Origin of the sequence: Streptomyces sp. NRRL WC-3626, from assembly GCF_000718785.1 — a bacterium.
In the GTDB taxonomy this organism is placed as follows: domain Bacteria; phylum Actinomycetota; class Actinomycetes; order Streptomycetales; family Streptomycetaceae; genus Streptomyces; species Streptomyces edwardsiae.
Genome location: NZ_JOCA01000008.1, coordinates 42,334 through 67,484, shown reverse-complemented (window position 1 = coordinate 67,484; position 25,151 = coordinate 42,334). Strand labels below are relative to the sequence as shown.

General features: G+C 72.9%; 23 protein-coding genes and 1 pseudogene. 13 read left to right on the top strand and 11 right to left on the bottom strand.

What is annotated here, in order from left to right:
* Positions 1 to 277 precede the first annotated feature (277 nt).
* The 8 genes from IF28_RS0114555 (at position 278) to IF28_RS0114530 (ending at position 8,137) form a co-directional block, all read left to right on the top strand.
* Positions 278 to 1,690: a DEAD/DEAH box helicase gene (locus IF28_RS0114555; RefSeq protein ID WP_030219175.1), complete on the top strand. Its 1,413-nt coding sequence runs from the start codon at positions 278 to 280 to the stop codon at positions 1,688 to 1,690.
* A gap of 249 nt (positions 1,691 to 1,939) precedes the next feature.
* On the top strand, positions 1,940 to 2,545 hold the full coding sequence (locus IF28_RS0114550) for a dihydrofolate reductase family protein (RefSeq protein ID WP_030219173.1): 606 nt from the start codon (positions 1,940 to 1,942) through the stop codon (positions 2,543 to 2,545).
* Between the two features lie 120 nt (positions 2,546 to 2,665).
* Positions 2,666 to 2,776, top strand: coding sequence for a putative leader peptide (locus tag IF28_RS40265; protein WP_311645175.1), 111 nt, complete (start codon positions 2,666 to 2,668; stop codon positions 2,774 to 2,776).
* A 143-nt stretch (positions 2,777 to 2,919) separates the two neighbouring features.
* Positions 2,920 to 3,783: a glutathione S-transferase C-terminal domain-containing protein gene (locus tag IF28_RS0114545; protein WP_030219171.1), complete on the top strand. Its 864-nt coding sequence runs from the start codon at positions 2,920 to 2,922 to the stop codon at positions 3,781 to 3,783.
* 174 nt (positions 3,784 to 3,957) lie between these two features.
* Positions 3,958 to 4,038 (top strand): putative leader peptide, encoded by an 81-nt coding sequence (locus IF28_RS40370; RefSeq protein WP_369016194.1) that lies wholly within the window; start codon positions 3,958 to 3,960, stop codon positions 4,036 to 4,038.
* A gap of 200 nt (positions 4,039 to 4,238) precedes the next feature.
* Positions 4,239 to 4,796: an NADPH-dependent FMN reductase gene (gene ssuE / locus IF28_RS0114540; RefSeq protein WP_030219169.1), complete on the top strand. Its 558-nt coding sequence runs from the start codon at positions 4,239 to 4,241 to the stop codon at positions 4,794 to 4,796.
* 228 nt (positions 4,797 to 5,024) lie between these two features.
* Positions 5,025 to 5,930: a UTP--glucose-1-phosphate uridylyltransferase gene (locus IF28_RS0114535; RefSeq protein WP_030219167.1), complete on the top strand. Its 906-nt coding sequence runs from the start codon at positions 5,025 to 5,027 to the stop codon at positions 5,928 to 5,930.
* A 152-nt stretch (positions 5,931 to 6,082) separates the two neighbouring features.
* Positions 6,083 to 8,137 (top strand): phosphocholine-specific phospholipase C, encoded by a 2,055-nt coding sequence (locus tag IF28_RS0114530; RefSeq protein ID WP_030219164.1) that lies wholly within the window; start codon positions 6,083 to 6,085, stop codon positions 8,135 to 8,137.
* Here the strand turns inward: IF28_RS0114530 and IF28_RS0114525 are convergent.
* Both IF28_RS0114525 and IF28_RS0114520 read right to left on the bottom strand, forming a co-directional pair.
* Entirely contained in the window at positions 8,062 to 9,093 is a 1,032-nt protein-coding gene (locus IF28_RS0114525; protein WP_078621151.1) for a DMT family transporter, read from the bottom strand. The genes IF28_RS0114530 and IF28_RS0114525 overlap by 76 nt on opposite strands.
* Positions 9,090 to 9,890, bottom strand: a complete 801-nt coding sequence (locus IF28_RS0114520) for a phosphatase PAP2 family protein (protein WP_030219159.1) — start codon at positions 9,888 to 9,890, stop codon at positions 9,090 to 9,092. The genes IF28_RS0114525 and IF28_RS0114520 overlap by 4 nt, the downstream gene beginning before the upstream one ends.
* Before the next feature lie 135 nt (positions 9,891 to 10,025).
* Between IF28_RS0114520 and IF28_RS0114515 the strand changes: the two genes are divergently transcribed.
* A complete protein-coding gene (locus tag IF28_RS0114515) occupies positions 10,026 to 10,640 on the top strand; it encodes a TetR/AcrR family transcriptional regulator (RefSeq protein WP_030219154.1) in 615 nt (204 codons plus the stop codon).
* 141 nt (positions 10,641 to 10,781) lie between these two features.
* Here IF28_RS0114515 and IF28_RS0114510 read toward each other — a convergent pair whose 3' ends face one another.
* Positions 10,782 to 11,771 (bottom strand): DUF2510 domain-containing protein, encoded by a 990-nt coding sequence (locus IF28_RS0114510; protein ID WP_030219152.1) that lies wholly within the window; start codon positions 11,769 to 11,771, stop codon positions 10,782 to 10,784.
* Between the two features lie 263 nt (positions 11,772 to 12,034).
* On the opposite strand from IF28_RS0114510, the pseudogene IF28_RS36360 reads away from it, so the two are divergent.
* A pseudogene (locus IF28_RS36360) lies at positions 12,035 to 14,721 on the top strand (ATP-binding protein).
* Between the two features lie 11 nt (positions 14,722 to 14,732).
* On the opposite strand, the gene pcaD reads toward IF28_RS36360, so the two are convergent.
* From pcaD to IF28_RS0114475, 6 genes are read right to left on the bottom strand one after another with little or no spacing between them, the layout of a single operon-like run.
* Positions 14,733 to 15,851 (bottom strand): 3-oxoadipate enol-lactonase, encoded by a 1,119-nt coding sequence (gene pcaD, locus IF28_RS0114500; protein ID WP_030219150.1) that lies wholly within the window; start codon positions 15,849 to 15,851, stop codon positions 14,733 to 14,735.
* Positions 15,848 to 17,179, bottom strand: coding sequence for a 3-carboxy-cis,cis-muconate cycloisomerase (gene pcaB / locus IF28_RS0114495; RefSeq protein ID WP_030219146.1), 1,332 nt, complete (start codon positions 17,177 to 17,179; stop codon positions 15,848 to 15,850). The genes pcaD and pcaB overlap by 4 nt, the downstream gene beginning before the upstream one ends.
* Entirely contained in the window at positions 17,176 to 17,772 is a 597-nt protein-coding gene (gene pcaG, locus IF28_RS0114490) for a protocatechuate 3,4-dioxygenase subunit alpha (RefSeq protein ID WP_030219142.1), read from the bottom strand. The genes pcaB and pcaG overlap by 4 nt, the downstream gene beginning before the upstream one ends.
* 4 nt (positions 17,773 to 17,776) lie before the next feature.
* Positions 17,777 to 18,556 carry a protocatechuate 3,4-dioxygenase subunit beta gene (gene pcaH, locus IF28_RS0114485; protein WP_030219138.1) on the bottom strand — a complete coding sequence of 260 codons (780 nt, stop codon included), beginning with the start codon at positions 18,554 to 18,556 and terminating at the stop codon, positions 17,777 to 17,779.
* The gene (locus IF28_RS0114480) at positions 18,553 to 19,197 is read right to left on the bottom strand and encodes a CoA transferase subunit B (protein WP_030219135.1); all 645 of its coding nucleotides are present in this window, start codon (positions 19,195 to 19,197) and stop codon (positions 18,553 to 18,555) included. The genes pcaH and IF28_RS0114480 overlap by 4 nt, the downstream gene beginning before the upstream one ends.
* A complete protein-coding gene (locus IF28_RS0114475; RefSeq protein ID WP_030219132.1) occupies positions 19,197 to 19,952 on the bottom strand; it encodes a CoA transferase subunit A in 756 nt (251 codons plus the stop codon). The genes IF28_RS0114480 and IF28_RS0114475 overlap by 1 nt, the downstream gene beginning before the upstream one ends.
* A 134-nt stretch (positions 19,953 to 20,086) precedes the next feature.
* Between IF28_RS0114475 and IF28_RS0114470 the strand changes: the two genes are divergently transcribed.
* Positions 20,087 to 20,551: a MarR family winged helix-turn-helix transcriptional regulator gene (locus IF28_RS0114470; protein WP_030219129.1), complete on the top strand. Its 465-nt coding sequence runs from the start codon at positions 20,087 to 20,089 to the stop codon at positions 20,549 to 20,551.
* A gap of 10 nt (positions 20,552 to 20,561) precedes the next feature.
* Here IF28_RS0114470 and IF28_RS0114465 read toward each other — a convergent pair whose 3' ends face one another.
* Complete coding sequence (locus IF28_RS0114465; RefSeq protein WP_030219125.1) at positions 20,562 to 21,581, bottom strand: DUF3048 domain-containing protein; 1,020 nt, start codon at positions 21,579 to 21,581, stop codon at positions 20,562 to 20,564.
* A 199-nt stretch (positions 21,582 to 21,780) separates the two neighbouring features.
* On the opposite strand from IF28_RS0114465, the gene IF28_RS0114460 reads away from it, so the two are divergent.
* A complete protein-coding gene (locus tag IF28_RS0114460; RefSeq protein WP_030219122.1) occupies positions 21,781 to 22,971 on the top strand; it encodes a zinc-dependent alcohol dehydrogenase in 1,191 nt (396 codons plus the stop codon).
* A gap of 1 nt (position 22,972) precedes the next feature.
* On the opposite strand, the gene IF28_RS0114455 is transcribed toward IF28_RS0114460, so the two are convergent.
* Positions 22,973 to 24,040, bottom strand: a complete 1,068-nt coding sequence (locus IF28_RS0114455; protein ID WP_030219119.1) for an ATP-dependent DNA ligase — start codon at positions 24,038 to 24,040, stop codon at positions 22,973 to 22,975.
* Between the two features lie 74 nt (positions 24,041 to 24,114).
* On the opposite strand from IF28_RS0114455, the gene ligD reads away from it, so the two are divergent.
* Positions 24,115 to 25,140 (top strand): non-homologous end-joining DNA ligase, encoded by a 1,026-nt coding sequence (gene ligD / locus IF28_RS0114450; protein WP_030219116.1) that lies wholly within the window; start codon positions 24,115 to 24,117, stop codon positions 25,138 to 25,140.
* The last annotated feature ends 11 nt before the right edge of the window (positions 25,141 to 25,151 follow it).

Below are 25,151 nucleotides of genomic sequence, written 5' to 3'. Positions count from 1 at the left end.
GCTCACTCCCGTCGCTCTGTCGTGGCGACATCGTCCGCAAGGGCTGCACGAGCCCGCAACACCTCTTCCGTCTCGCGGAAGGATTTCCATGAAACGCCTGTTCAGGGCGCTGGTCGGGATGCGCCGCACAACCGCTTCCACGGATGGGCCGTGCACTCCGTGCTAGCGTGTGGCGTTTGCAGCGTCGCTGTGTCGGTGCCCGGTGCGGGGCCCCTGGCCGGTGACCGCGTCCCCGCCGCGCCTTCCTCGGTACGGTCCCTGTGGAGGAAGGCCTTCTATGAGCGAATCAGCACGTGCCGATGACCAGCGGCAGGACGAGGTGTCCGGTGCCGCCGCGGCCCTGCCTCCGGCGTCGTCCTTCGCGGAGCTGGGGCTGCCGGCCGAGATCCTGCGCGTGCTCGCCGAGCACGATGTGACGGTGCCCTTCCCCATCCAGGCGGCGGCACTGCCCCACGCGCTCGCGGGACGGGACGTCCTGGGCCGGGGCCGCACCGGATCCGGCAAGACGCTCGCCTTCGGTCTGGGGATGCTCGCCCGGACGGCCGGGCGGCGCGCGCAGCCCAAGGAGCCGCTGGCGCTGGTTCTGGTGCCCACCAGGGAGCTGGCGCAGCAGGTCGGCGAGGTGCTCACGCCGTACGCCGAGGCGCTTCGGCTGCGGCTCGCGACCGTGGTGGGCGGTGTGTCCATCGGACGGCAGGCCGCCGTGCTGCGGGACGGCGCCGAGATCGTCGTCGCCACGCCCGGCCGGCTGCACGACCTGATCGACCGCAAGGGCTGCCGGCTGGGACGGGTGCGCATCACGGTCCTGGACGAGGCCGACCAGATGTGTGACATGGGGTTCCTGCCGCAGGTCACCGAGATCCTGGACCAGGTGCGTCCCGACGGGCAGCGCATGCTGTTCTCCGCCACCCTGGACCGCGATGTCGACCAGTTGGTGCGGGACTACCTCCGCGACCCCGCCGTCCACTCCGTGGACCCCTCGTCCAGCGCGGTCTCCACGATCGAGCACCACGTCTTCGTCGTGCACGGTCCCGACCGGTACGCCGTGACCACGGAGATCGCCGCCCGCGACGGCCGCGTCCTGTTGTTCCGGGACACCAAACACGGCGTCGACCAGCTCACGCGGCATCTGCGGGCCAGCGGCGTGGCCGCCGCGGCCCTGCACAGCGGGAAGTCCCAGCCGCAGCGCACCCGGACCCTGGCCCAGTTCAGGAGCGGGCAGGTCACCTCACTGGTCGCGACGAACGTCGCCGCACGCGGCCTGCACGTCGACGACCTCGACCTCGTGGTCAACGTCGACCCGGCCACCGACCCCAAGGACTACCTGCACCGCGCGGGCCGAACGGCCCGGGCCGGCCGCTCCGGCACCGCCGTGACGCTCGTCCTGTCGGGACAGCTCCGCGAGACGAGCCAGGTCATGGCGGACGCCGGCGTCGTTCCCAAGGTCACCAAAGTGCGGTCGGGCGAGGCCGAGCTGAGCCGGATCACCGGCGCCAGGGCACCCTCCGGGCAGCCTCTCGACGGCGGCCGGGCCGCACCCGGGCCCAAGAACCACAACGCCCCGTTCCGCGGCCTGGGCAGCACCAAGGACGCGCGGGGCGGCTCCGGTGGCAGGCCGTCCCGTAAGAGCGGCGAGGCCCGCAAGCTCGCGGAGGCCCGCGCGGCGGCCCGGGTGCGGCGCGGCGGCTGAGCCCGGCTTCTCGGACGGCGCTCCAGGCACGGTCCCGTGGGACCCGCGTTTCCCGCGGCGGTCCCGGCGGAGTTCAGGTGCGCCCGCGGAACGCGCGGCGCGCGGTCCGTACGGCAACGCCGAGACCCCGTCGCCGTACGCGCGATCCCCGTGGCGTCAGGGACTTTCGCGTCGCTCCACGGCGCGGCCGATGAGTTTGCGTCCCCCGGCCGGTCCAAGCTCGTGACACCCCGTGGAAAGGACACTGTCATGTCGGAGCTTCTCGTCGACTTCATCACCTCGCTCGACGGCTACGCGTCGGGAGAGGGATGGCCCGGATTCTGGGGGCTCGAAGGCCCGGAGTACCTCGCGTGGCTGGGGGAGCAGCCCGAGGTCACCTATCTGATGGGAGCGAACACCTACCGCCTGATGTCGGGCTTCGCCGCAGGCGAGGTCCCGGCCGGCCAGGACGATTTCAGGCCGGAGGAAGAGGCGTCCGTCGACGAGCTCACGCAGGCGTCCAAGGTGGTGTTCTCCTCCTCGCTCGAGGATCCGCTGACGTGGGCCAACTCCACGCTCGTCCGCGACGACGCCGTCGAGGCGGTCCGCGCCATGAAAGCGGACGGTTCGGGGCTCCTCAGCACGATCGGCAGCCTCAGCCTGAGCCGGTCCCTGCTCCGGGCCGGACTCGTCGACCGCTTCCGGGTCGTGATGTTCCCGGTGATCACCGGGGCCACGGGCCGGGAACGCATCTACGACGGCTATCCGGACGTCGCCCTCGAGATGACCGGGCACCGCACCTTCGACGGCCGCATCCAGCTGGTCGAGTACAGGCCCCGCGTGCTCGAGCACCCGCCGCTCGGCACCCCCGCGTGACGCCATGCCCGAACGGCCGCCGGCCGGCCCGGACCGTCCGCGATGCGGGACGGTCCTCTTGACGACGGCGGCGGCCCGATCGACACTCGCCGGGGAATCCTAGTGAATGGGTAGGGAAACATGAGGCGTGCTGATCCGGCCACCGCACGAGCCGGCCGTTCGCCTCTTCTGACCTCCCGTCGGCACATCGATCTGCTCCGCGTCTGCAGCGCCCTCGGGCCCGAGGGCTGACCCGGCGCCCCTCCCGCCCGACGGCGCCCGACGCGCACGCCGGTCCGCCCCCTCCGGGCGGACGAGGGGATCTCCCGATCACACCCCCAGGCCCGACGCCGCTTCCGCCGCGCGCACCTCCGCGCCCGCTCTCGGGGAGAGTCATGATCGTCACACCACCGGCCGCACACGTGTCCGACCTGCCCGCACCCGCCTTCCGCGGCCGCATCGGCAGGGACGCGCGCAGCGGCCACTACGCCGTCCCCGGCCGCTACCGCCTCCATCTGGCGACCGCCTGGCCCGACGGCCTGCGCATCGCCGTCCTCCACAGCCTGCTCGGCCTGGACACCGTCTGTCCGGCGGCCTACCTGCCCGCCGTGCCCGACTGCCCCGAGGGCGTCCACCCGGCTCTGCGCCCGCTGTACGAGGCGAGCGCCCACCGGTACACCGGACCGGCCGCCGCTTTGGTGCTCAGCGACGCCTGGTCCGGAAGGATCGTCAGCACCCACGCCCCGGACATCATGCGCGACCTCGCCCGCAGGTTCGACAGCGACCGTCCCTCGCCCTACCCGTGCGGCGCGGAGTCGGAGATCGAGGGCGTCGAGCGGATGTGCGCGCGGGGCATCGAGGAGGCCGCCCAGCGCGCCGGTGCGGCGGGCGGCGAGCAGGCCGAGCGTGACGCGGCGCTCGGAACGCTGCTGGAGGCGCTCGGTGCGCTGGAGCGCCGGCTGGTCGGGCGGACGTATCTGATCCGCGACGAAGTCACCGCCGCCGACGTCGAGTTGTGGGTCACGCTGGTCGAACTCGACACCGTGCACCGCCACCACCTGGACGCCTCGGCCGTCCGGCGCATCGCCGGCCACCCGGCCCTGTGGACCTACGCCCGCCGTCTCACCGCCCACCCGGCGTTCGGCGCCCACCTCGACCTCGACGGCATCGAACGCCGTCATCGCGCCCGCTGCCAGGGCCTGGAGGCCGCCGGAGCGGCGGTCCGGATCCTGGACTGGGCGGCACACGCGGCCCGTTAGACGTTCCACCGGACGGAGGCGGCGCCGACCCGCGTCCCGGAACCGACTCGACGCCCGGTTCGTCGGCGCACCGGGCCGATGCCCGGGAACACACCGCCGTACCGGCTCTCAGCATGTGAAATCCCCCCGGGGCGTTCTTGACCGGCCCGACTCTCCCCTGGTTCGATCCACGGTATGAAGCGACAGGACCTCACGCGGCGACGCCATGTCGACCTCGCGCGTGTCTCCAGCGCCTTCTGTCGCCGTCGCGTCTGAGCGCACCCGAGGGCAACCCCTGAGGGACCCCTCCCACTCGCTCCCTCCATGACTTCCCCCGTGCGTTCCGGTCCGGACGCCTCCGTCATGACGACGGCCTTCCCGGAAACGCCACCCCGGCACGTCCGATGTCCGCGGAGCCCTTTCGCCCTGCCCGCGTGGCGTGCCGCACCTGGAACGACGAACCGAAAGGTCCTCGCATGGCCACGATCCTGTCCGTCTCCGCAAGCCCCTCCGCCACCTCCCGCACCGCCCGGCTGCTCCGCCACCTGGACGCGCGGCTCACCGCCCAGGGACACGAGGTGATCGCGCTGGACGTCCGCACCCTTCCCGCCGAGGCGCTGCTCGGAGCCGACTTCGGCCACCCGGCGATCGTCCGCGCCGGTGCCCTGTTCGAGCAGGCGGACGGAGTGGTGATCGGCACCCCCGTCTACAAGGCCGCCTACTCAGGGCTGCTGAAGTCGCTGCTCGACCTGCTCCCGCAGTACGCCCTGACGGGCAAGACGGTCCTCCCGCTGGCCACCGGCGGCACGACCGCCCACGTCCTCGCCATCGACTACGCCCTGCGCCCGGTGCTCGCCTCCATGGGCCCGGCCCACATCACCCCGGGCTGGTTCACGCTCGACAAGGACATCACGGTGGCCGACGACGGCACACTGACCGTCGCACCGGGCTCGGCCGAGGCACTGGCCCAGGTCGCCGACCAGTTCTCGGCCGCACTGGGCGGCCGCACGACCCTGCTGGCGGCGACCGGGTGAGCAGCGGATGCTCGTCCGGCACGGGGGCGGACCCCGGGCGGGACGAGCATCCGCCCCAACCTGTGGGCCGGCACCGGACTCGTGCGCGGCGGGGGTCACCTCCCGAGCCCTTGGCAGTGGCAGTGGGGTGTGCGTGCCAGGCCCCGTCTCTTCGTCATGGTCCGACGCACCGGCCCCGGCCATTGATAGCGTCGAGGTGTGCCGTGCCGCCCGACCGGGAGGAAGCCGATGTCCCCGACGATCCGCAGGGCGGTGATCCCCGCCGCCGGTCTCGGCTCCCGCCTGCTGCCCCTGACGAAGGCGACACCGAAGGAGATGCTCCCCGTCGGCGACAAGCCGGTCATCGAGCACACCGTGCGCGAACTGGTGGACTCCGGCATCACCGACATCACCATCGTCGTCTCCGGCGGCAAGAGCCTCATCCAGGACCACTTCCGCCCCAGCCCCGCCCTCGTCGCACAGCTCCGCGAGGACGGCAAGACGGCCTACGCGGACGCGGTGGAGGAGATCGCGGAGCTGGCCCGCCGGGGCCACATCACCTATCTGGACCAGTACGGCCCCTACGGCAACGGCACCCCGGTGCTCAACGCCGCCCGCACCTTCGGTGACGAGCCGGTCCTGGTGCTCTGGCCCGACGACGTCTTCGTCGCCGAGGTCCCCCGCGCCCAGCAGCTGATCCGCGCCTACGAGCAGACGGGCTGCCCCGTGCTGGCCCTCATGCCGATGGACCCCGCCGAGTCCCAGCGCTACGGCGTCCCCGTCGTCAAGGAGGACCTCGGGGACGGCCAGCTGAGGATCACCGGCCTGATGGAGAAACCGGAGCCCGCCGCCGCGCCCTCCTCGTACGCGGCCATCGGCGGCTACGTCGTCACGCCCGGCATCATCGACGAACTGCGCGAGCAGACCCGCCGCTGGTACGAGCACCGCACGGGCGAGGTCTATCTGACCGACGCCATCAACGCCTACGCCACCACCCGCGCCGTGTACGGACAGGTCATCAAGGGCCGCTGGTACGACACCGGCAACCCGGCCGACTACCTCGTCGCCCAGATGGCGTCCGCCCTCGCGCACCCGGAGTACGGCCCGGTCCTGCGCGGCCTGGTCGCCCGGCTCGACGCGGAGCAGGACACCTGACCCCGGGGACGCCCGCGACACCGCGGCGCACCTCACGTACCGGCGACCTTCACACCCGCGCCATGGCACCCTTCCCTGACGTTCGCCACCCCTGAAACACTCCTCTCGCGCGCACCCCGACACTGTCCGGCACCGTCCGAGAGGCCTCACCCATGCCCGAAGTCAACCGGCGCCGATTCCTCCAGCTCGCGGGCGCCACCACGGCGTTCAGCGCCCTGTCCGCGAGCATCGAGCGGGCCGCCGCGCTTCCCGCGAACCATCGCTCCGGGTCGATCGAGGACGTCGAGCACATCGTCGTCCTGATGCAGGAGAACCGCTCCTTCGACCACTACTTCGGCAGTCTCCGCGGCGTCCGCGGCTTCGGCGACCCGCACCCGGTGCGCCTGGACGGCGGCAGGCCGGTGTGGCACCAGACCAAGAGCGACGGCACCGAGGTCCTGCCGTTCCGCCCGGCGGCCGACGACCTCGGCATGCAGTTCCTGGAGGGGCTGCCGCACAGCTGGCCCGACGGCCAGGAGGCCTACCACGACGGCAGGTACGACCGCTGGCTGCCCGCCAAGGGCACCACCACGATGGCGTACCTGACCCGTGAGGACATCCCCTTCCACTACGCGCTCGCCGACACCTTCACCGTCTGCGACGCCTACCACTGCTCCTTCATCGGCTCCACCGACCCCAACCGCTACTACCTGTGGTCGGGCCACACCGGCAACGACGGCAGGGGCGGCGGACCGGTCCTCGGGAACGAGGAACTCGGCTACGACTGGACGACGTACCCCGAACGGCTCGAAGAGGCCGGGATCTCCTGGAAGATCTACCAGGACATCGGCGACGGACTGGACGCGGCGGGCAGTTGGGGCTGGATCTCCGACGCCTACCGTGGCAACTACGGCGACAACTCGCTGCTGTACTTCAACAGGTACCGTGACGCCGAGCCCGGCGACCCGCTGTACGACAAGGCGCGCACCGGCACCGACGTCAAGAACGGCGACGGATACTTCGACCGGCTCCGCGCGGACGTCAAGGCCGGGCGGCTGCCGCAGGTTTCGTGGATCGCCGCGCCCGAGGCCTTCTCCGAGCACTCCAACTGGCCGTCCAACTACGGCGCCTGGTACATATCCCAGGTCCTGGACGCGCTCACCTCCGATCCGAAGGTGTGGGCGAAGACCGCACTGTTCATCACGTACGACGAGAACGACGGGTTCTTCGACCACGTGGTGCCGCCGCTGCCGCCGAAGTCCGCGGCGCGGGGCCGCTCCACCGTCGACGTGTCGCTGGACGTCTTCGAGGGCAGCGCCACCCACCGCGAGGGGTTCTACGGGCTCGGCCCGCGTGTGCCGATGCTGGTCGTCTCGCCCTGGAGCAAGGGCGGTTACGTCTGCTCCGAGACGTTCGACCACACCTCGGTGATCCGCTTCATGGAGCGCCGCTTCGGGGTGCGCGAGCCGCAGATCTCGCCGTGGCGGCGGGCGATCTGCGGTGATCTGACCTCAGCCTTCGACTTCTCCCGCAGGGACGGCAGGCCGGCCCGGCTGCCGGACACCGACGGGTACGAGCCGCCGGACCGGGACCGGCACCCCGACTACCGGCCGACGCCGCCGGTGGACGCGGGGATGCCCCGGCAGGAGCGGGGGGTGCGGCCGGCACGGCCGCTTCGGTACGCGCCGGCGGTGGACGGTGCGGTGGACGCGGCGACCGGTCGGTTCACGCTCACCTTCGCGTCCGGGGCGCGGACGGGGGCGGCGTTCCTCGTCACGTCCGGGAATCGTACGGACGGGCCGTGGACGTATACGACGGAGGCGGGCACGGAGATCGCGGACACATGGAACTCCGCGTACTCGGGGGGTGCGTACGACCTGACCGTGCACGGTCCGAACGGGTTCCTCCGCGAGTTCCGGGGGGCGAACGGGGTGGCGGGGTGCGAGGTGACGGCTCGCCACACCGGGGAGGACATCCGGCTGACGTTCGTCAACGAGGGGGCCGAGGCGGTACGGCTGCGGGTATCCGACGCGTACGGCGCCGTTCACTCCGTGGTGGCGCTGCGTCCCGGCGGGAGGAGCCACCGCACGGTCCGGCTCCACGCGAGCCACCACTGGTACGACCTGACGATCACGTCCACGGGCGATGCGACCTACCTGCGCCGCTTCGCGGGCCACGTGGAAACAGGCCGCCCGAGCACCAGCGACCCGGCCCTGTCCCCAGCCTGACCGCCCCAGCCTCCCGCCCCAGCGGCACGATTGCCCGCGGGAACGGGCGGTGAGGGAGGGGTCGGGGTGGCGGGACGGTTGCCTGCGGGAGCGGGGGAGTTGGGGGGTGGGCGCACGCCGGTGCGCCGGCGCGACACAACCGCGCGCGCCCGCGCACCGGGCGCACCCGTCGTCCGGGTCAGCAGGAGTACCCCCCGGGCGGCGACCGCCGCGCCGGCAGCCGCCAGCAGCACCCCCGCCGGCCCGCCGTTCAGGCGTTCGCCGAGGAGGGTGGCCCCCAGAACCGCCGCCGCCAACGGGTTGGTCAGGGTGACCACCGCCAGCGGCGCGCCCAGGCCGTCGCGGTAGGCCGTCTGGGACAGGAGCAGGCCACTCACCGCGAAGGCGGCCACCAGAACCGCCACCACGACCACCTCCGGCAGCGGACCGGACCCGACCATCACCGTCTGAGTGAGCGCCGACGCCACCCCTGACGCGATCCCCGACGCCGTCGCGTGCCGCAGGCCGGGCCGGGTGCCCGGCCAGGACAGCAGGCCGATCAGGGCCGCCGTACCGCCCGCGACGACCAGCGCCTCCCGCGCGCTCAGCGCATGGTCCGGCGCAGGCCCGGACGCCGTCACCAGCACCGCCGCCAGCCCGGCCAGCGTCAGCGCCGTACCCCGCCACTCCACCGCCCGCACCCGCCGCCCCGCGAGCCGCGCCCCCATCGGCACGGCCGCGACCAGGGTCAGCGCGCCCAGCGGCTGGACCACGGTGAGCGGGCCGTATCCGAGCGCCACCACGTGCAGCAGCGCCGCCGAGGCGTTCAGCGCGACCGCCCACCACCACGCACCGTCGCCGAGCACCCGCAGCGTGCCGCCGGACCGGGAGGCCAGCCGTTCCTGCGCCACCGCCGCGGCGGCGTACGCGACGGCGGACACCAGCGACAGCAGCACGGCCACGAGAACGGCGCTCACCGTCCCGCCCCCACGAGCGCCCGCCGCCCCGCCGGCACATGACGGGCCCGGACGATCCGCCCGGCTCCCCCAAAAGGACCCCGCGGCACCCGTAGCAGCACGAGCGCCGCCCCCAGCAGCGCCGCCGCCACGACCGCGTCCAGCCAGAAGTGGTTCGCCGTCCCCACGATCACCAGCAGCGTCAGCAGCGGATGCGCCAGCCACAGCGGGCGCCACCGCGCGCGCGTGGTGACGATCAGCCCGACCGCGACCATCAGCGCCCACCCGAAGTGCAGCGACGGCATCGCCGCGAACTGGTTCGACAGCCCGTCCGTCGCCGGCGGGCCGTACACCGACGGCCCGTACACCCGCGCGGTGTCCACGAGCCCCGTCACGGCGAGCATCCGGGGCGGGGCGAGCGGGAACGCCAGATGCAGCATCAGCGCGGCGGCGGTGACCGTCGCCAGCACCCGCCGCGCCCACACGTAGTGGACGGGGCGGCGCAGATAGAGCCAGACCAGGAAGGCCACGGTGGCGGGGAAGTGGACGGCCGCGTAGTAGACGTTCGCCGCGTGCGCGAGCCCGTCGCCGTGCAGCAGCAGGGACTGCACCGCACCCTCGCCCGGCAGGCGCAGGGCCCGCTCCAGGTCCCACACCTCGTGGCCGTTGCGGAATGCCGCGCCGGTGTGGCCGGACGCCAGTCGCCGCCCGAGCTTGTAGACGAGGAAGAGCGCCGTCACCAGGAGGAGTTCACGGACGAGCGGCGGGCGCGCCGACGCGGCGCGCCCTACCGCCTCAGGCTCCTTGCGGGCATTCATCCCCCGGCCCTTTCACTGACCGAATCTTATCGATACGAGTCCGTACCGATACGCCAGTGTACCGATACGGGCGTGTACCGGTACACTGGCGTATCGATGAAGTGGGTCTCACCCGAGAGGCAAGGAGCCGAGCCGATGACGTCGCAGGACGCGGACCGACCCGGGCCGGTCGGAACCTCGCGCCGCTCCAAGATCACGCCGGAGCGTGAGCGGGAGTTCTTCGACGCCGTGCTGGACCAGATCCGCGAGTGCGGCTACGACGCCGTCACCATGGAGGGCGTCGCCGCCAGTACGCGGTGCAGCAAGTCCACCCTGTACCGGCAGTGGCGGACCAAGCCGCAGTTCGTCGCCGCGGCCCTGCGCTCCAGCCGGCGGGCCCGGTTCGCCGGGATCGACACCGGCAGCCTCGCCGGTGATCTGCGCGAGGCGGCGCGGTGCGCGGGGGAGTGGTCGCCGAAGGACACCACGCTGCTCCAGGCGCTGGGGCACGCGGTCATCCAGGACCAAGAGCTGGCGCAGGCGCTGCGCGAGGCGCTGGTCGACCCGGAGATCACCGCGCTGGAGGAGATCCTGCGGCGCGGCGTCGACCGCGGGGAGGTCGCCGCGGAGAACGCGGCGCTGGAGTACATCCCGGCACAGCTCTTCGGCGTGCTCCGGGTCCGCCCCATCCTGGACGGGCGGAACGCGGACCCGGACTATCTGATCCGCTTCGTCGAGGCCGCCGTACTGCCGGCGCTCGGCCTCGAATGAGACGCAGGCCGCCGCCGACGGCATGACCGTACGGCGGAGGCCTGGCCGCGCCGCACCGTGGGGACGGGGGCGGCGCTCACGCCGGCCGGGTGGGACACCTCTGAGCGGAGGGTGTCCCACCCGGCCGTCGTACGTGGGGCGTCAGACGTCCTGGCCGCTGCCGCCGCCCGACGACACCTCGATGCCCTTCGTGATCTCGTCGAGGACGGACTCCTTCTGGTCGGTGTCCACCCCGAAGCGCACCACGACGATCTGCCGAGGCTGCGCGGGGGACGGGAAGGCCAGCGACTGCACATACCCGTCGGAGCCCTTGCTGGTGACCGCCTTCCAGCGCACCAGATAGCCCTTCTGTCCGGCCACGGTCACGGCCTCGGACGCGAGAACGTCGTGCGAGGTGATCCTCCCGTACGAGTCGCCGCCGTAGCTCTGCTCCGCGTTGGCGGTGATGTCCTCCTTGGCGACCTCCTCGGCGGTGGTGCCCTTGAGTCCGAACGCCAGGGCCGGCGCCGAGTAGGCCCCGCCCTTGGTGCAGGTCTTCGAGGTGTCGCCGGGACAGTCGTACGCGTTCTCCGACGTCACCGAGGCGCCGACCTCCAGCTCCTGGCCGTACCAGCCGTCCGGGATGGGCAGACTGATCCCGCTCAGCCCGTCGGTCACCGACCCGCTCTCGATCCGCGGCGCCTCGGACCCCTCGGGGCCCGGCTCGTCCCCCTCGGAACCACCGGAACCGCCGGAGCCGCCCCGGTCGCCGCCGGACCCGCCGCCCGAGTCGCCGAAGGGCCCGCCGTCCCGGCCGTCCGGCCCCTGTGAGGCCGCGTTCCCGCCGCCCCCGCCGTCGTCCGTCAGCGCGTACACACCCACACCGATACTCGCCAGCACGGCGACGGCCACCGCCACGGCTATCCCGTTGCGCACCCGCCGGCTCCGTCCGGGCGGGGGCGCGGCGGGATACGCCGGATAGGCCGGATACGCCGGCCCGCCGGGCGCCGGAGGACCCCAAGGGGCGGCGGCCTGCCCCACCGGACGGACCTGCTCCGTCCAGGCCCTGCCGTCCCACCAGCGCTCGGTGGCCGGCCCCTCATTCGTCTGCCCGGGGTCGGGGTACCACCCGGGAGGAGTCACCTGCGTCATGCCCCCACCGTATGAGGCGTCGGTGAAAGCCGGATGAGAGAGCCCCGTCACACCACCGCCCGGCCCACCCCGGAAATCCCCATCTCCCCTGCCCTTGACAGCTGTTGACCGAAGGGAGCCCTGGTGGGGAGCGGTATGCGTCGACTTCCGGCGTGCATGTCACCCTTCACGGCAACACGTGCCACGAGCAGGCACCGCTCGGACGGCCGGGGGACTACGCTCGACCTCTGTACGTCATTCGGGCGACTCGGGGAGGTAGCGGGATGACGGAGGTACGGCCCCCGGGCGCCCCCACGGCGGGTCTGTGGGAGCGCGACGAGGAACTCGCCGCCATCGCGGAGGCCATCGACACGCTGTGCGCGGACCGCTCCTCGCCGGGCAGTCTGCTGGTGCTCCGCGGCGAGGCCGGATTCGGCAAGACCGCGCTGCTCGCCGAGACCCGCCGCATCGCCGAACAGCGAGGCTGCACCGTGTGGTCGGCCCGTGGCGGCGAGACCCTGCGCTCCGTCCCCTTCAACGTCGTCCGCAGGCTGCTGCAGCCCGCCCTGGTGTCGATGCTGCCGGAGGAGGCACGCGATTACCTCGGCGACTGGTACGGCATCGCCGGCCCCGCCCTCGGCATCACCGACCCCGGCGAGGGCCACGCCGACCCGCAGGGCGTGTGCGAGGGACTGGTCGCCGCGGTGGGCCGGCTGGCCCACCGGGACTGGCCGCTGGTCCTGCTGATCGACGACGCCCACTGGGCCGACCAGGAGACCCTGCACTGGCTGGCCGTCTTCGCCGAGCGCCTCGCCGACCTGTCCGTCCTCGTCGTGGTCGCCCGCCGTCCTGGCGAGATCTCCGGAGTGAGCGCCGGCCACCTCGACGCCGTCGCCGCCGCGGCCCACCGCCCCGTCACCGTCCTCAGCGCCCTCACCCGGAGGCCGCCGCCGGACTCACCCGCGCCGCCCTGGGCACTCATGCCGACGCCGCGTTCTGCCGCGAGGTCTGGGCCGTCACCGGCGGCAACCCCTACGAGACCGTCGAACTCCTCGCCAAGGTCCAGGACAGCGAACTCGAACCCGTCGAGGCCCACGCCGGTGAACTGCGCGACCTCAACCGCTCGGCCCGCGGCGGCGGACTCGTCGCCCGCCTCGAACAACTCGGCATAGACGCCACCCGGTTCGCCTGGGCCGCCGCCATCCTCGGCAACGACATCACCGTCGACCTGGTCGCCGAACTCGCCACGCTGAAAGCCGACTCGGCCGCCCGCTGCGCCGAACTCCTGCGCAGCGCCCGCATCCTGACCACCCCCGACCCGTCCGGCGCGGGCCGCGGCACACCCGGCGACCTCGAGTTCGTCCACCCCCTGATCGCCACCGCCGTCTACAACTCCATCCCCGACGCCCTGCGCCGCGCCATGCACGGCATCGCCGCCCGGATCGTCACCGACTCCGGACGCGGCGCGGCGGCGGCCGCCCGCCATCTCCTCGAGGTCCACCCGGACGACGACGAGGAACTGGTCTGGCAACTGCGCGAGGCCGCCCGCGAACATGTCGCCGTCGGCGCCCCCGACGCGGCCCGCCGCTGCCTGGAACGCGCCCTGGAGGAACCGCCCCGCCCCGAGATCCACGCCCATGTCCTCTACGAACTGGGCTGCGCCACCTTCCTCACCGCGCCCGCCCGCACCATCGGCCATCTGCGGGCCGCCCTCGGCATGCCCGGCCTCGACGGCGACCGCCGGGTGGACGCCGTGGTCCGGCTCTCCCAGGCGCTGCTCCACAACAACCAGATGGACGAGGCCGTCCGCACCGTCGAGGCGGAGGCCGCCCGTCTGGAGCCCGGCCCCGGCCAACTGCGGCTGCGGGCGGTGCAGTTCATGTGGGAGGGCCTGCTCGCCGGGGAGGCCGGCTCACCCGGCCGCTCCGAGCGGCTGGCCGAACTCGCCGCCACCTGCACCGGCCGTGACAACTCCGAACGCGTGCTGCTGATCCTGCGCGGCTTCGACGCCATGATGCGCGGTGAGAACGCCGAGGAGATCGTCGAGGTCTGCGACCGCGCCCTCGTCAACGGGCGCCTGGCGCCGGGCCTCGGCTGGACCGACTCCGAGTGGGGCGTCGAACTCCTGCTGATGCTGGCGAGCTCCTACGCCTACACCGACCGCCTCGACCGCGCCGAGAGCCTCTACAACGAGGCCCTGCTCGCCTACGACACGGCGGGCTGGGGCGGCGGCCACCTGGCTCTCGCGCACGCCTATGTGGGCCTCGGGCACCGCAGACGGGGCCGGCTGGAGGCGGCGGAGACCTCACTGCGCGAGTCCCTGCGCCTGGCCGAACGCGTGGGCCGCGGACTGCCCCTGTACTGGACGGCCACCTGCAACCTCGTCGACACCCTGCTCGCCCGCGGCCATGTCGACGAGGCGTGGGAGGTCGCCGAGCGGCACGGATTCGCCCCGCCCTACCCGTCCACCGTCGTGCTGCCCGACCCGCGTTCGGTACGCGGCCGGCTGCTGCTGGCCGTCGGCCGCACCAAGGACGGGGTCAACGAACTGGAGGCGGCGGAGAAGGCGGCCGCCGCGCGCGGCCACCACCACCCGGTGCATGTGTCCTGCGCCGCGGATCTCGCCCGCGCCCTCGTCACGGAGGACCCGGTGCGCGCCGCCCGGCTGGCGGTCGATCTCCGCCGGCGGGCCGAACGCCTCGGCACGGACACCGCGATAGGCGAGGCCCTGCGGGTCGCCGCCGCTCTGGAGACCGGCCAGCGCGCGGTCCGTCTCGCCGCCCAGGCGGTCACCTACCTGGAGTCCTCGCCCTGCCAGTACGAACACGCCGCGGCCCGCGTCGAGTACGGCATCCTCGCCCGTTCCGTTCCCGACCTGGAACGCGGACTGGCCCTGGCCCGCTCCTGCGGCGCGGACGCCCTGGCGAAGCAGGCCGCACAGGAACTCGGGACGGGCGTGGGTCCACGCTAGGGCCGCAGTGGTTACTCGTCCTCTTCCGCCAGGACCCGCTGGGCCGTCGCGAACGCCGAGTTGGCCGCCGGGACCCCGCAGTACACGGCCGTCTGGAGCAGCACCGCGCCGATCTCCTCGGGCGTGAGCCCGTTGCGGCGCGCCGCGCGGACGTGCATGCCGAGTTCGTCGTAGTGGCCGTGCGCGACCAGCGCCGTGAGCGTGATCATGCTGCGTTCGCGGCGGGTGAGGGTCGGGTCGGTCCAGATCTCCCCCCAGGCGTAGCGGGAGATGAAGTCCTGGAAGCGGGCCGTGAACGGCGTCTGCCGCGCCTGCGCCCGGTCCACGTGCGCGTCGCCCAGCACCTCCCGGCGCACCTCCATGCCACGCCGGGCGGTCCCGTCGAAGTGCGCCCGCAGCGCCGTCAGTACCGCCCCGGGCCGCTGCGCGGGCGCCAGGTGCGAGGCCCCGGGGAGCTCCACCAGCGTGGCGTCCGGTACCGCGTCCGCGATCTCCCGCAGATGCTCGGGGGGTGTCGCCGGGTCCTCCCGCCCCGCGATCAGCAGCGTCGGCAGACAGACCTCGGCCAGCCGGTCCCGCAGATCGAACGCGGCGAGCGCGTCACAGCAGGCGGCGTACGCCTCCGGGTCGGCCTCCCGGTGGTCCCGGACCAGCCGCGGCACGGTGAACCCGGCCGTGAACCAGCGGGCGTCCGCGCCGTCCGCGAGGCCGCCGAGCCCTTCGCGCCGCACCCGCGCCGCCCGCTCGCGCCAGGGCCCGGCGCCGTTGAAATGCGCCGAGGAACAGATCACGGCCAGCGACGACAACCGGTCGGGATGGTGCACGGCCAGATGCAGCCCGACCGCGCCGCCCAGCGACACACCCGCGTACGCGAACCGCCCGATGCCGAGGGCGTCGGCGAGCGTGAGTACCAGGGAGGCGAGGTCGCCGACGGTCGCACCGGCACCGATCAGCCCCGCCGCCGAGCCCCCGTGTCCCGGCAGATCCCAGCGGACCACCCGGTGCCCGGCCGACAGCTCGGGCGCCACCCTGTCCCACAGGGCGTACGACGTGCCGAGCGAGGGCCCGAGCAGGAGCGGGGGAGCCGAAGCGGGGCCCTCTGCAAGGTGGTTGAGAAGTCGGTCGGTCAACGTCGCTCCAGAGCACGGTCGGTGAGGGGCCCGGCGGAGCCCGTGTAACGGGCGGGATCGATCAGAGGGGCGAGGTCGACCCCCTTCAACTCCTCTTCCTCGTCGAGTAGTTCACCGAGCTCGCGGCCTTCCTCGTACGCCCGCCGGGCCGCTTCCGTCAGCAGCTCCTTCGCGCGGGAGCGGCCGAGGACCGGAGTGAGTCCGGCGGAGAGCCGCTCGGAGACGATCAGCCCGTGGGTGAGGCCGAGGTGCTCGCGCATGACCTCCGGGTACACGCGCAGCCCTTCGGTCAGCTCGGCCGCGTCCCGGGCGGCCCCGCCCACCAGGCGGAGCAGGTCCCGCAGCGGCTCCCACTCGGCGTGCCATGCCCCGGCCGGCCGCTCGTCCTCGGCGGCCAGGGACCCGTACAGCGTGGCCGCGAGCTGCGGTGCCCGCCGGGCCGCGGCCGCGATCAGCGTCGAGCGGACCGGGTTCGCCTTGTGCGGCATGGCCGACGAGCCGCCGCCGCTGCCCTCGGCGACCTCCGCGATCTCGGTACGGGACAGGGTGAGGACGTCCGCCGCGAGCTTGCCCAGGGCGCCGGCCGCGAAGGCGAGACACCCTGCCAGGTCGGCGACCGGTGTGCGCAGGGTGTGCCAGGGCAACAGCGGTCTCGCGAGGCCGAGTTCACGGGCGTACGCGTCCGGCAGCGCGGTCGGCTCCTCGGCACCGTACGCGGAGAAGGCGGCCAGTGTCCCCGCCGCGCCGCCGAGCTGGGCGGGCAGCGAGCCGCGTACCGCCGTCACCCGGTCCCGCGCGTCCAGCACCAGCGACCGCCACCCGGCCGCCTTCAGCCCGAACGTCGTCGGTACGGCGTGCTGGGTGAGCGTCCGGCCCGGCATCGGCGTGTCCCGGTGCCCGGCGGCCAGCAGGGCCAGGGCCCGCTCGCAGCGGTCCAGGTCGGCGAGGACCGGGCGCAGGGCGCGACGGGCGACCAGCATCATCGCCGTGTCCATGATGTCCTGGCTGGTCGCCCCCCGGTGCACATACGGGCCGTGCTCCTCGCCGGCCGCCCGGGTCAGCTCCGCGACCAGCGGGATCACCGGATTGCCGCCGCCCCGCGCCCGCGCGGCGAGGGACGCGATGGCGAACCCGGCCGGGTCGGCGGCCTCCGTCACCGCCGTCGCCGCCCTTTCCGGGGCGAGCCCCAGCGCGGCCTGGGCACGGGTCAGCGCCGCCTCCGCGTCGAGCAGCGCCCGCAGGACCGCCGTGTCCGCGGTCTCGGCGGCGGCGGGGGAGCCGGCCCACCCGGGGGCGAGCAGACCGGTGGTGTCATCGGCTGATGTCACTGGAACTCCAGGAAGACCGTCTCGCCTTCGCCCTGAAGGCGGATGTCGAAACGGTACGTGCCGGCGCCCTCCGCGCCCGCGACCAGCGTGTCGCGGCGCCCGGTGTCGAGCCGGGACAGCAGCGGGTCCGCCGCCAGCGCCGCCTCGTCGCCCGGCAGGTAGATCCGGGTGAACAGATGCACCAGCAGACCACGCGCGAACACGCACACACTCAGATACGGCGCACTCCGGCCGCGCGCTCCGGGGCGCAGCGTACGGACGTACCAGTGGCCGTCCGCGTCGGTCTGGATCCGCCCGAACCCGGTGAACTCCACGCCGTTGCGGCCGAGGAAGCCGCCGCTCGCCGGGTCCCGCCGCATCGAGCCGTCCGCCGTCGGCACGTTCCCTGCGGGGTCCGGCCCCCAGATCTCCAGGAGCGCGTCGGGAATCGGCCGGCCCTCGCCGTCGTACACATGGCCGTGCACGGTGACGGTGTCCGGATGCCCGAGCGGTGCGATGTCCTCGCCGCCGGGGAACGGCAGCGCGTAGCCGTAGAAGGGGCCGACGGTGTGCGAGGGGGTGGGCAGCGCGTTGTCGGTGTCGATGCGCGTCATGGTGTCAGCGTCCCTCTTCCATCCAGGTGGCCCGCGGCCCGTCCAGCACGATGTCCCAGTGGTAGCCGAGCGAGAACTCCGGCACCGACAGGCTGTGGTCGTACGTCGCGACCAGCCGCTGCCGCGCCGCGTCGTCGGTGACGGACTGCAGGATCGGGTCGTACGGGAACAGCGGGTCGTTGGGGAAGTACATCTGCGTCACCAGCCGCTGGGTGAACGCCGAGCCGAAGACCGAGAAGTGGATGTGCGCCGGACGCCAGGCGTTCACGTGGTTGCGCCAGGGATACGGGCCCGGCTGGACCGTGGTGAAGCGGTAGAAGCCGTCCTCGTCGGAGAGCGTGCGGCCCACGCCGGTGAAGTTCGGGTCCAGCGGCGCCTCGTGCTGCTCGCGCCGATGGGCGTACCGGCCGGCCGAGTTGGCCTGCCACACCTCCACCAGCTGACCGCGCACGGGCCGGCCGTCGCGGTCGAGCAGCCGCCCGGAGACGGTGACGCGCTCACCGATGGGCTCACCGGGGTGCTGCCGGGTGAGGTCGTTGTCGACCGCGGTGATGTCCCGTTCCCCGAACGCGGGGGAGGACAGCTCCACCAGCTCCGGGTCCTTGGCTGTGTCGATGGCGACCGGCGGCCGCCGCGGATGACGCAGCACCGAGGAGCGGTACGGGGCGTAGTCGCGGCGCGGGTGGTGCTCGACGGGGGCCCCGTCCGCGACCCGTTTCCCGTACGCGGCGTGCTCGGCCGCGATCTCCCGGTCGATGTCGGCTTGAGTGAGTACGTCGGTCACGACAGGCCCTCCCCGAGGGTGAGTTCGGCTCCGGTCTTGGCGGTGATCTCGTCGACGGACACGCCGGGAGCGGTCTCCACGAGGACGAGTCCGCCCCCGGTGACGTCGAGGACGCCGAGGTCGGTGATGATCCGGTCCACGCACTCCTTGCCGGTCAGCGGCAGCGCGCAGTCGGTCACGATCTTCGGTGAGCCGTCCTTCGCGGTGTGCGTCATCACCACGATCACCGTGCGGGCGCCGTGGACCAGGTCCATCGCGCCGCCGATCCCGGTGACGAGCTTGCCGGGTATCGCCCAGTTGGCCAGGTCACCGCGCCCGGACACCTGCATCGCGCCGAGGACGGCGACATCGATGTGCCCGCCGCGGATCATCGAGAACGACAGCGCCGAGTCGAAGAAGGACGCGCCCGGAAGGACGGTGACGGTCTCCTTCCCGGCGTTGATCAGGTCCGGGTCGACCTCCGCCTCGGTGGGATACGGGCCCGTGCCGAGGATGCCGTTCTCGCTCTCCAGCACCACCTCGACACCCGGCGGAAGGTGATTGGGGATGAGCGTGGGCAGACCGATGCCGAGGTTGACGTACTGGCCGTCGCTCAGCTCCCGGGCCGCCCGCGCGGCCATCTCCTCCCTGGTCCAGGCCATCAGCCGCTCACCGTCCGCCGCTCGATCCGCTTGTCCGCCGCCTGTTCGGGCGTGAGCGCGACGACCCGCCGTACGAAGACGCCCGGCAGGTGCACCGCGTCCGGATCGATCGCGCCGGGCTCGACCAGCTCCTCCACCTCCGCGACCGTCACCCGGCCCGCCATCGCGGCGAGGGGGTTGAAGTTGCGGGCCGACTTGCCGAACACGAGGTTTCCGTGCCGGTCGCCCTTCGCCGCCCGCACCAGCGCGTAGTCGGTGCGGATACCGCGCTCCAGCACGTACTGAGTGCCGTCGAAGTCCCGCACCTCCTTCGCCGGCGAGGCGAGGGCGACCCCGCCGGAGCCGTCGTAGCGCCACGGCAGACCGCCCTCGGCGACCTGCGTGCCCACCCCGGCCGGGGTGTAGAACGCGGGGATGCCGGCGCCCCCGGCGCGCAGCCTTTCGGCGAGCGTGCCCTGCGGGATCAGCTCCACCTCCAGCTCACCGGCCAGATACTGCCGGGCGAACTCCTTGTTCGCGCCGATGTAGGAGCCGGTCACCCGGGCGATCCGGCCCGCCGCGAGCAGCACCGCGAGCCCGGACTCCATGGCCCCGCAGTTGTTGGAGACGACCGACAGGGAGCCGGTCCCGCGCTCGTACAGCGCCTGGATCAGCACGTTCGGCACACCGCTGAGGCCGAAGCCGCCCACCGCCAGCGACGCGCCGTCCGGTACGTCAGCCACCGCCTCCGCAGCGGAGGCGACCACCTTGTCCATCCGAGGAACCCCATCCCAGCGAGACGACCCATTTAGTCAGCGCACTGAGTATTTACGTGGAACGGCTCCGCTGTCCAGTACTCTTCGGATGCCCGCAAGAGATCAGTGCACCGACGAAAGAACCGGGGGAGCGCATGGCCGCCGTGGACCTCACCACCCATCCCGGGCACCTCGCCCGCCGGCTCCAGCAGGCGCACCACCTGCTGTGGAACACGATGGTCTCCGAGGAGACCACCTCGCCGCAGTTCGCGGTCCTCAACGCGCTCGTCGCCGAACCGGGCCTGGACCAGCGCACCGTGGGGGAGAGGGTCGGCCTCGACCGGTCCACCATCGCCGAGGTGATCGCCCGGCTGCTGCGGCGGGGACTGCTGGACAAGGTCCGCGACCCGCAGGACGGCCGCCGCTTCCTGCTGCGTCTCACCGACGACGGCGTACGCACCCACCGCAGGCTGACCGTGCGCACCGCCCGGATGAACCAGGTACTGCTGGCCCCCCTCGCTCCCGAGGAACAGGCGGTGTTCATCGACCTGATCGGCAGGGTGGCCGACGCGGCCGAAGGGCTGCGCGACCCCGCCCCCTCCCTGGCCGCGCCGCGCTGACCGGTACCGCTCAGGGCGTCTTCGCGTACACCACCCACACCTGACCGGGCGCGACGTTCACCTCCTCGCCGTCGCCGGTGGTGAACGACGTGCCGTCCGCGGCCGTCGGACGGCTCCACCGCGCCTCGTACGCCTGCCCGCCGCGCAGCACCGTGGCCTTCCCCGAGCCCACGGTCTCGGTGTACGGGGTGTTGTTGCCGAGGAAGTCCCCGAACCGGGAACGGCGCACGCCCACGTACTGCACGACGACCGTCGGCGGCGCCAGCCGCTCGCCCTCCGGGGTGAGCGCCGGAGTCCCGTCCATGGAGACCAGCCAGCCGTCGCGGGCGCCGGACCAGGTGAAGGTGAAGCGGGCCGCCGGGAAGCGGACCGTCACCTCGTCGTCCGTCCTGCCGCCCGCCGGCGCCGGACCCTGATGGAATCCGGTGGTCAGCGAAGCCGCGCCGGGCGGCTCCTTCATGAGCCGGTCCGGTCGCAGATACAGATTGTGCGGGGCGAACCGTTCCGGGCGCCGGACGAAGGCGTCCGGCTCCGACTCAGGGGTCACCGCCTCCAGCGGAGCCCGGTCGATCAGCGGCAGCAGCTTGCCCTGCGCCCCGGAGAAGGCCAGCACCGGACGGTCGAACTGGCGCAGCAGCTCAAGATCCGACTCACGGGCGCTGCGCACCGGCCCCACGGACTCCGGGAGCCGGGTGGCGTACACCGCCAGCAGCCGGCTCAGCCCGCCCTCCACCTGCTCGGCATAGACCACGTCGGCGGCGTCCAGACCCGTCTGCGGCCGGGCCGGGAACGCGTTGTCGATCTTCACAGCCAGCACCGGAGAGGTCTCCGGCTCACTCTCCGGGTCGCTCGGCGTCGTTTCCCGTGGCGTGGCGGACGACTGCCGGGGCGATCCGCGCCCGTCGTCGCCCGGCGCCCGCGACACCGTGCACCCCGCCGCCAGTCCGGCCGCCAGCAACGCGGCCACCAGCACTCTCGCCCCCGTGCCGCGCCGTCGGCGCGCCCCTTGTTCCGTGCCCACCGTCGCCACCGCGCCCGCCTCATATCATCCGTTGTCTTGATTGTGCGCTTTTCCGATAGTCACTGGCCATAGCCGATCAGAGGCGTTCCCGCGCGGTGACGTCCGCCGATCGGCCCAGCGGTCCGCGGTTCGGTGTACGGCCGCTCGGGTACCCGGACGCCCACCGCACGAGCGGCACACCGGCCACAACGGAAGGGAGCGGGCGGCGATGAGGGCACTGACCTGGCAGGGAAAGCGGGACGTGAGGGTGGAGACCATGCCCGATCCCCGGATCGAGGAGCCGACGGACGCGATCATCCGCATCACGTCCACCGGACTGTGCGGATCCGATCTGCATCTGTACGAGGTCCTCACCCCGTTCATGACACCGGGCGACATCCTCGGCCACGAGCCGATGGGCATCGTCGAGGAGGTCGGGGCGGCGGTGCCCGACCTCCAGGCCGGCGACCGGGTCGTGGTGCCGTTCCAGATCGCCTGCGGCAACTGCTGGATGTGTCTCACCGGACTGCCCACCCAGTGCGAGACCACCCAGGTCAGCGCCGAGGGCATGGGCGCGGCACTGTTCGGCTACACCCGGCTGTACGGCGCCGTGCCGGGCGCCCAGGCCGAGTACCTGCGGGTCCCGCAGGCGCAGTACGGCCCGATCAAGGTCCCCGAGGGGCCGTCCGACGACCGGTTCGTCTATCTCTCCGACGTCCTGCCCACCGCCTGGCAGGCGGTCGAGTACGCCGGTGTCCCGCGGGGCGGCAGCGTCGCCGTGCTCGGGCTCGGGCCCATCGGCGACATGGCCTGCCGGGTGGCCCAGGTGCAGGGCGCCGGGACGGTGTTCGGCGTCGACCTGGTCCCGGAACGGCTCGAACGGGCCAAGGAACGGGGCGTGGAGACCTTCGACCTGCGGTCCTTCGACGACGAGAAGGAACTCGTCACCGCGATCCGCGACCGGACCGACGGCCGTGGCCCCGACGCCGTGATCGACGCCGTCGGCACCGAGGCGCACGGCGGCGCCGCCGCCCGCATGGTGCAGAACGTCTCGGCACTGCTGCCCCGCAAACTCAGCGGCCCGATGGCCGAACGCTTCAGCGTCGACCGGCTCGCCGCCCTCCACACCGCCATCGAACTGGTGCGGCGCGGCGGCACGATCTCGGTCGTCGGCGTCTACGGCGGCATGGCCGACCCGATGCCCATGCTCACCCTGTTCGACAAGCAGATCCAGCTGCGCATGGGACAGGCGAACGTACGCCGCTGGAGCGACGACATCATCCCCCACCTCACCGACGAGGACCGGCTCGGCGTCGACGACTTCGCCACCCACCACGTCACCCTCGAGGAGGGCCCGGAGGCCTACGCGATGTTCCAGGAGAAGCGCGACGGCGCGGTCAAGGTGCTGATGCGGCCCTGACTCAGACGCCGCCGAGGATCTCGGCGAGGTCGTAGCGGACCGGCTCCTCCAGCTGCCCGTACGTGCAGCTCTCCGGGGTGCGGTCCGGGCGCCAGCGGCGGAAGCGGGCGGTGTGCCGGAAGCGCCGCCCGTTCTCCATGTGGTCGTACGCCACCTCGGCCACCCGCTCCGGCCGCAGCGGCACCCAGGAGAGGTCCTTCCGCCCCGACCAGCGGCTCGGCGCGCCGGGCAGCCGTGCCGACTCGTGCGCGGCCTCGTCCGCCCAGGCCGCCCACGGATGCCCCGACGCGTCGGCCATCCGCAGCGGCTCCAGCTCCTCGATCAGCTCCGCCCGCCGCTTCATCGGGAACGCCGCCGACACACCGACATGCTGCAGCCGCCCCTGGTCGTCGTGGAGCCCGAGCAGCAGCGAGCCCACCACCGGGCCGCTCTTGTGCAACCGGTACCCCGCGACCACCACATCGGCCGTGCGCTCGTGCTTGATCTTGTACATGGCCCGCTCGTCCTGCCGGTAGCGCAGCTCCAGCGGCTTGGCGATCACCCCGTCCAGGCCCGCCCCCTCGTACTGCTCGAACCAGCCCCGCGCCACCTCGATGTCCGTCGTCGCCGGCGCCACGTGCACCGGCGGACGTACCCCCACCAGCGCCCCGGCCAGGCGTTCCCGGCGGTCCGTCTGCGCGGTCTGCAGCAGCGACTCGTCCCCCAGCGCCAGCAGATCGAAGGCGACGAAGGAGGCCGGCGTCCGCTCGGCGAGCGTCCGCACCCGCGAGTCCGCCGGATGGATGCGCTCGGTCAGCGCGTCGAAGTCGAGATGTCCCTCCCGCGCGATCACGATCTCCCCGTCCATCACACACCGCGTGGGCAACCGCTCCCGCACCGCCACCACCAGCTCGGGAAAGTACCTGGTCAGCGACTTGCCCGTACGGCTGCCCAGCTCGACCTCGTCCCCGTCACGGAACACGATCGCCCGGAACCCGTCCCACTTCGCCTCGTACTGCATCCCCGGCGGGATCTTCGACACGGACGTGGCGAGCATCGGCTTGACGGGCGGCATCACGGGCAGATCCATGCCCCGATTCTGCGCGCACGCGCCCGGTACCGCCCGGTGTGCGCGCTATGCGCGTTACGCCTACGGTGGCTCGCATGGGCGACGCGGTGGAACTCGAGGTGGCGGGCCGGACCGTACGGCTGTCCAGTCCGGGGAAGATCTTCTTCCCGGAGCCCGGATACACCAAGCTCGACGTGGCCCGCTACTACCAGGCCGTCGCCCCCGGCATCCTGCGCGCCCTGCGCGAGAGGCCCACCACCCTGCAGCGCTACCCGGACGGCGTCACCGGCGAGTGGTTCTACCAGAAGCGCGCCCCGAAGGGCATGCCCGACTGGATCCCCACCGCGCACATCACCTTCCCCAGCGGACGCAGCGCCGACGAGATGTGCCCCACCGAAGAGGCCGCCGTGGTGTGGGCCGCCCAGTACGGCACCCTCACCTTCCACCCCTGGCCGGTGCGCCGCGACGACGTCGACCACCCCGACGAACTCCGCCTCGACCTCGACCCCCAGCCCGGCACCGACTACGACGACGCCGTCCGCGCCGCGGGTGAACTGCGCGCCGTACTGGACGAGTTCGGCGGACTGCGGGGCTGGCCCAAGACCTCCGGCGGCCGGGGACTGCATGTCTTCGTACCCATCGAGCCGCGCTGGACCTTCACCCAGGTACGGCGGGCAGCCATCGCCGCCGGACGGGAACTGGAACGGCGGATGCCCGAGCAGGTCACCACCAAGTGGTGGAAGGAGGAGCGCGGCGCACGCATCTTCGTCGACTACAACCAGACCGCCCGCGACCGCACCATCGCCTCCGCCTACTCCGTACGCCCCCGCCCGCACGCTCCCGTCTCCGCGCCGCTGCGCTGGGAGGAGGTCGGCGTCGCGCGTCCGCGGGACTTCGACATCACGACCATGCCCGCGCGCTTCGCCGAACTCGGCGATGTGCACGCGGACATGGACGATCACGCCTTCTCACTGGAGCCCCTGCTCGAACTCGCCCGCCGCGACGAACACGACCACGGCCTGGGCGATCTGCCGTACCCGCCCGAGTATCCGAAGATGCCGGGGGAGCCCCTGCGGGTACAGCCCAGCCGGGCCAGGAAACCGGAATCTCCGGCCTCCTGACCCGGGGGACG

Excerpts from the sequence above, each read along its gene's own strand:
- IF28_RS40265 (WP_311645175.1), top strand. The coding sequence starts at position 2,666 with ATGAGGCGTGCTGATCCGGCCACCGCACGAGCCGGCCGTTCGCCTCTT.
- ssuE (WP_030219169.1), top strand. The coding sequence starts at position 4,239 with ATGGCCACGATCCTGTCCGTCTCCGCAAGCCCCTCCGCCACCTCCCGC.
- IF28_RS0114520 (WP_030219159.1), bottom strand. The coding sequence starts at position 9,890 with ATGAATGCCCGCAAGGAGCCTGAGGCGGTAGGGCGCGCCGCGTCGGCG.
- IF28_RS0114555 (WP_030219175.1), top strand. The coding sequence starts at position 278 with ATGAGCGAATCAGCACGTGCCGATGACCAGCGGCAGGACGAGGTGTCC.
- IF28_RS0114550 (WP_030219173.1), top strand. The coding sequence starts at position 1,940 with ATGTCGGAGCTTCTCGTCGACTTCATCACCTCGCTCGACGGCTACGCG.
- IF28_RS0114515 (WP_030219154.1), top strand. The coding sequence starts at position 10,026 with ATGACGTCGCAGGACGCGGACCGACCCGGGCCGGTCGGAACCTCGCGC.
- IF28_RS0114455 (WP_030219119.1), bottom strand. The coding sequence starts at position 24,040 with ATGGATCTGCCCGTGATGCCGCCCGTCAAGCCGATGCTCGCCACGTCC.
- IF28_RS0114470 (WP_030219129.1), top strand. The coding sequence starts at position 20,087 with ATGGCCGCCGTGGACCTCACCACCCATCCCGGGCACCTCGCCCGCCGG.
- IF28_RS0114530 (WP_030219164.1), top strand. The coding sequence starts at position 6,083 with ATGCCCGAAGTCAACCGGCGCCGATTCCTCCAGCTCGCGGGCGCCACC.
- IF28_RS0114535 (WP_030219167.1), top strand. The coding sequence starts at position 5,025 with ATGTCCCCGACGATCCGCAGGGCGGTGATCCCCGCCGCCGGTCTCGGC.
- IF28_RS0114460 (WP_030219122.1), top strand. The coding sequence starts at position 21,781 with ATGAGGGCACTGACCTGGCAGGGAAAGCGGGACGTGAGGGTGGAGACC.
- IF28_RS40370 (WP_369016194.1), top strand. The coding sequence starts at position 3,958 with ATGAAGCGACAGGACCTCACGCGGCGACGCCATGTCGACCTCGCGCGT.
- IF28_RS0114475 (WP_030219132.1), bottom strand. The coding sequence starts at position 19,952 with ATGGACAAGGTGGTCGCCTCCGCTGCGGAGGCGGTGGCTGACGTACCG.
- IF28_RS0114510 (WP_030219152.1), bottom strand. The coding sequence starts at position 11,771 with ATGACGCAGGTGACTCCTCCCGGGTGGTACCCCGACCCCGGGCAGACG.
- ligD (WP_030219116.1), top strand. The coding sequence starts at position 24,115 with ATGGGCGACGCGGTGGAACTCGAGGTGGCGGGCCGGACCGTACGGCTG.
- pcaG (WP_030219142.1), bottom strand. The coding sequence starts at position 17,772 with ATGACGCGCATCGACACCGACAACGCGCTGCCCACCCCCTCGCACACC.
- IF28_RS0114480 (WP_030219135.1), bottom strand. The coding sequence starts at position 19,197 with ATGGCCTGGACCAGGGAGGAGATGGCCGCGCGGGCGGCCCGGGAGCTG.
- IF28_RS0114545 (WP_030219171.1), top strand. The coding sequence starts at position 2,920 with ATGATCGTCACACCACCGGCCGCACACGTGTCCGACCTGCCCGCACCC.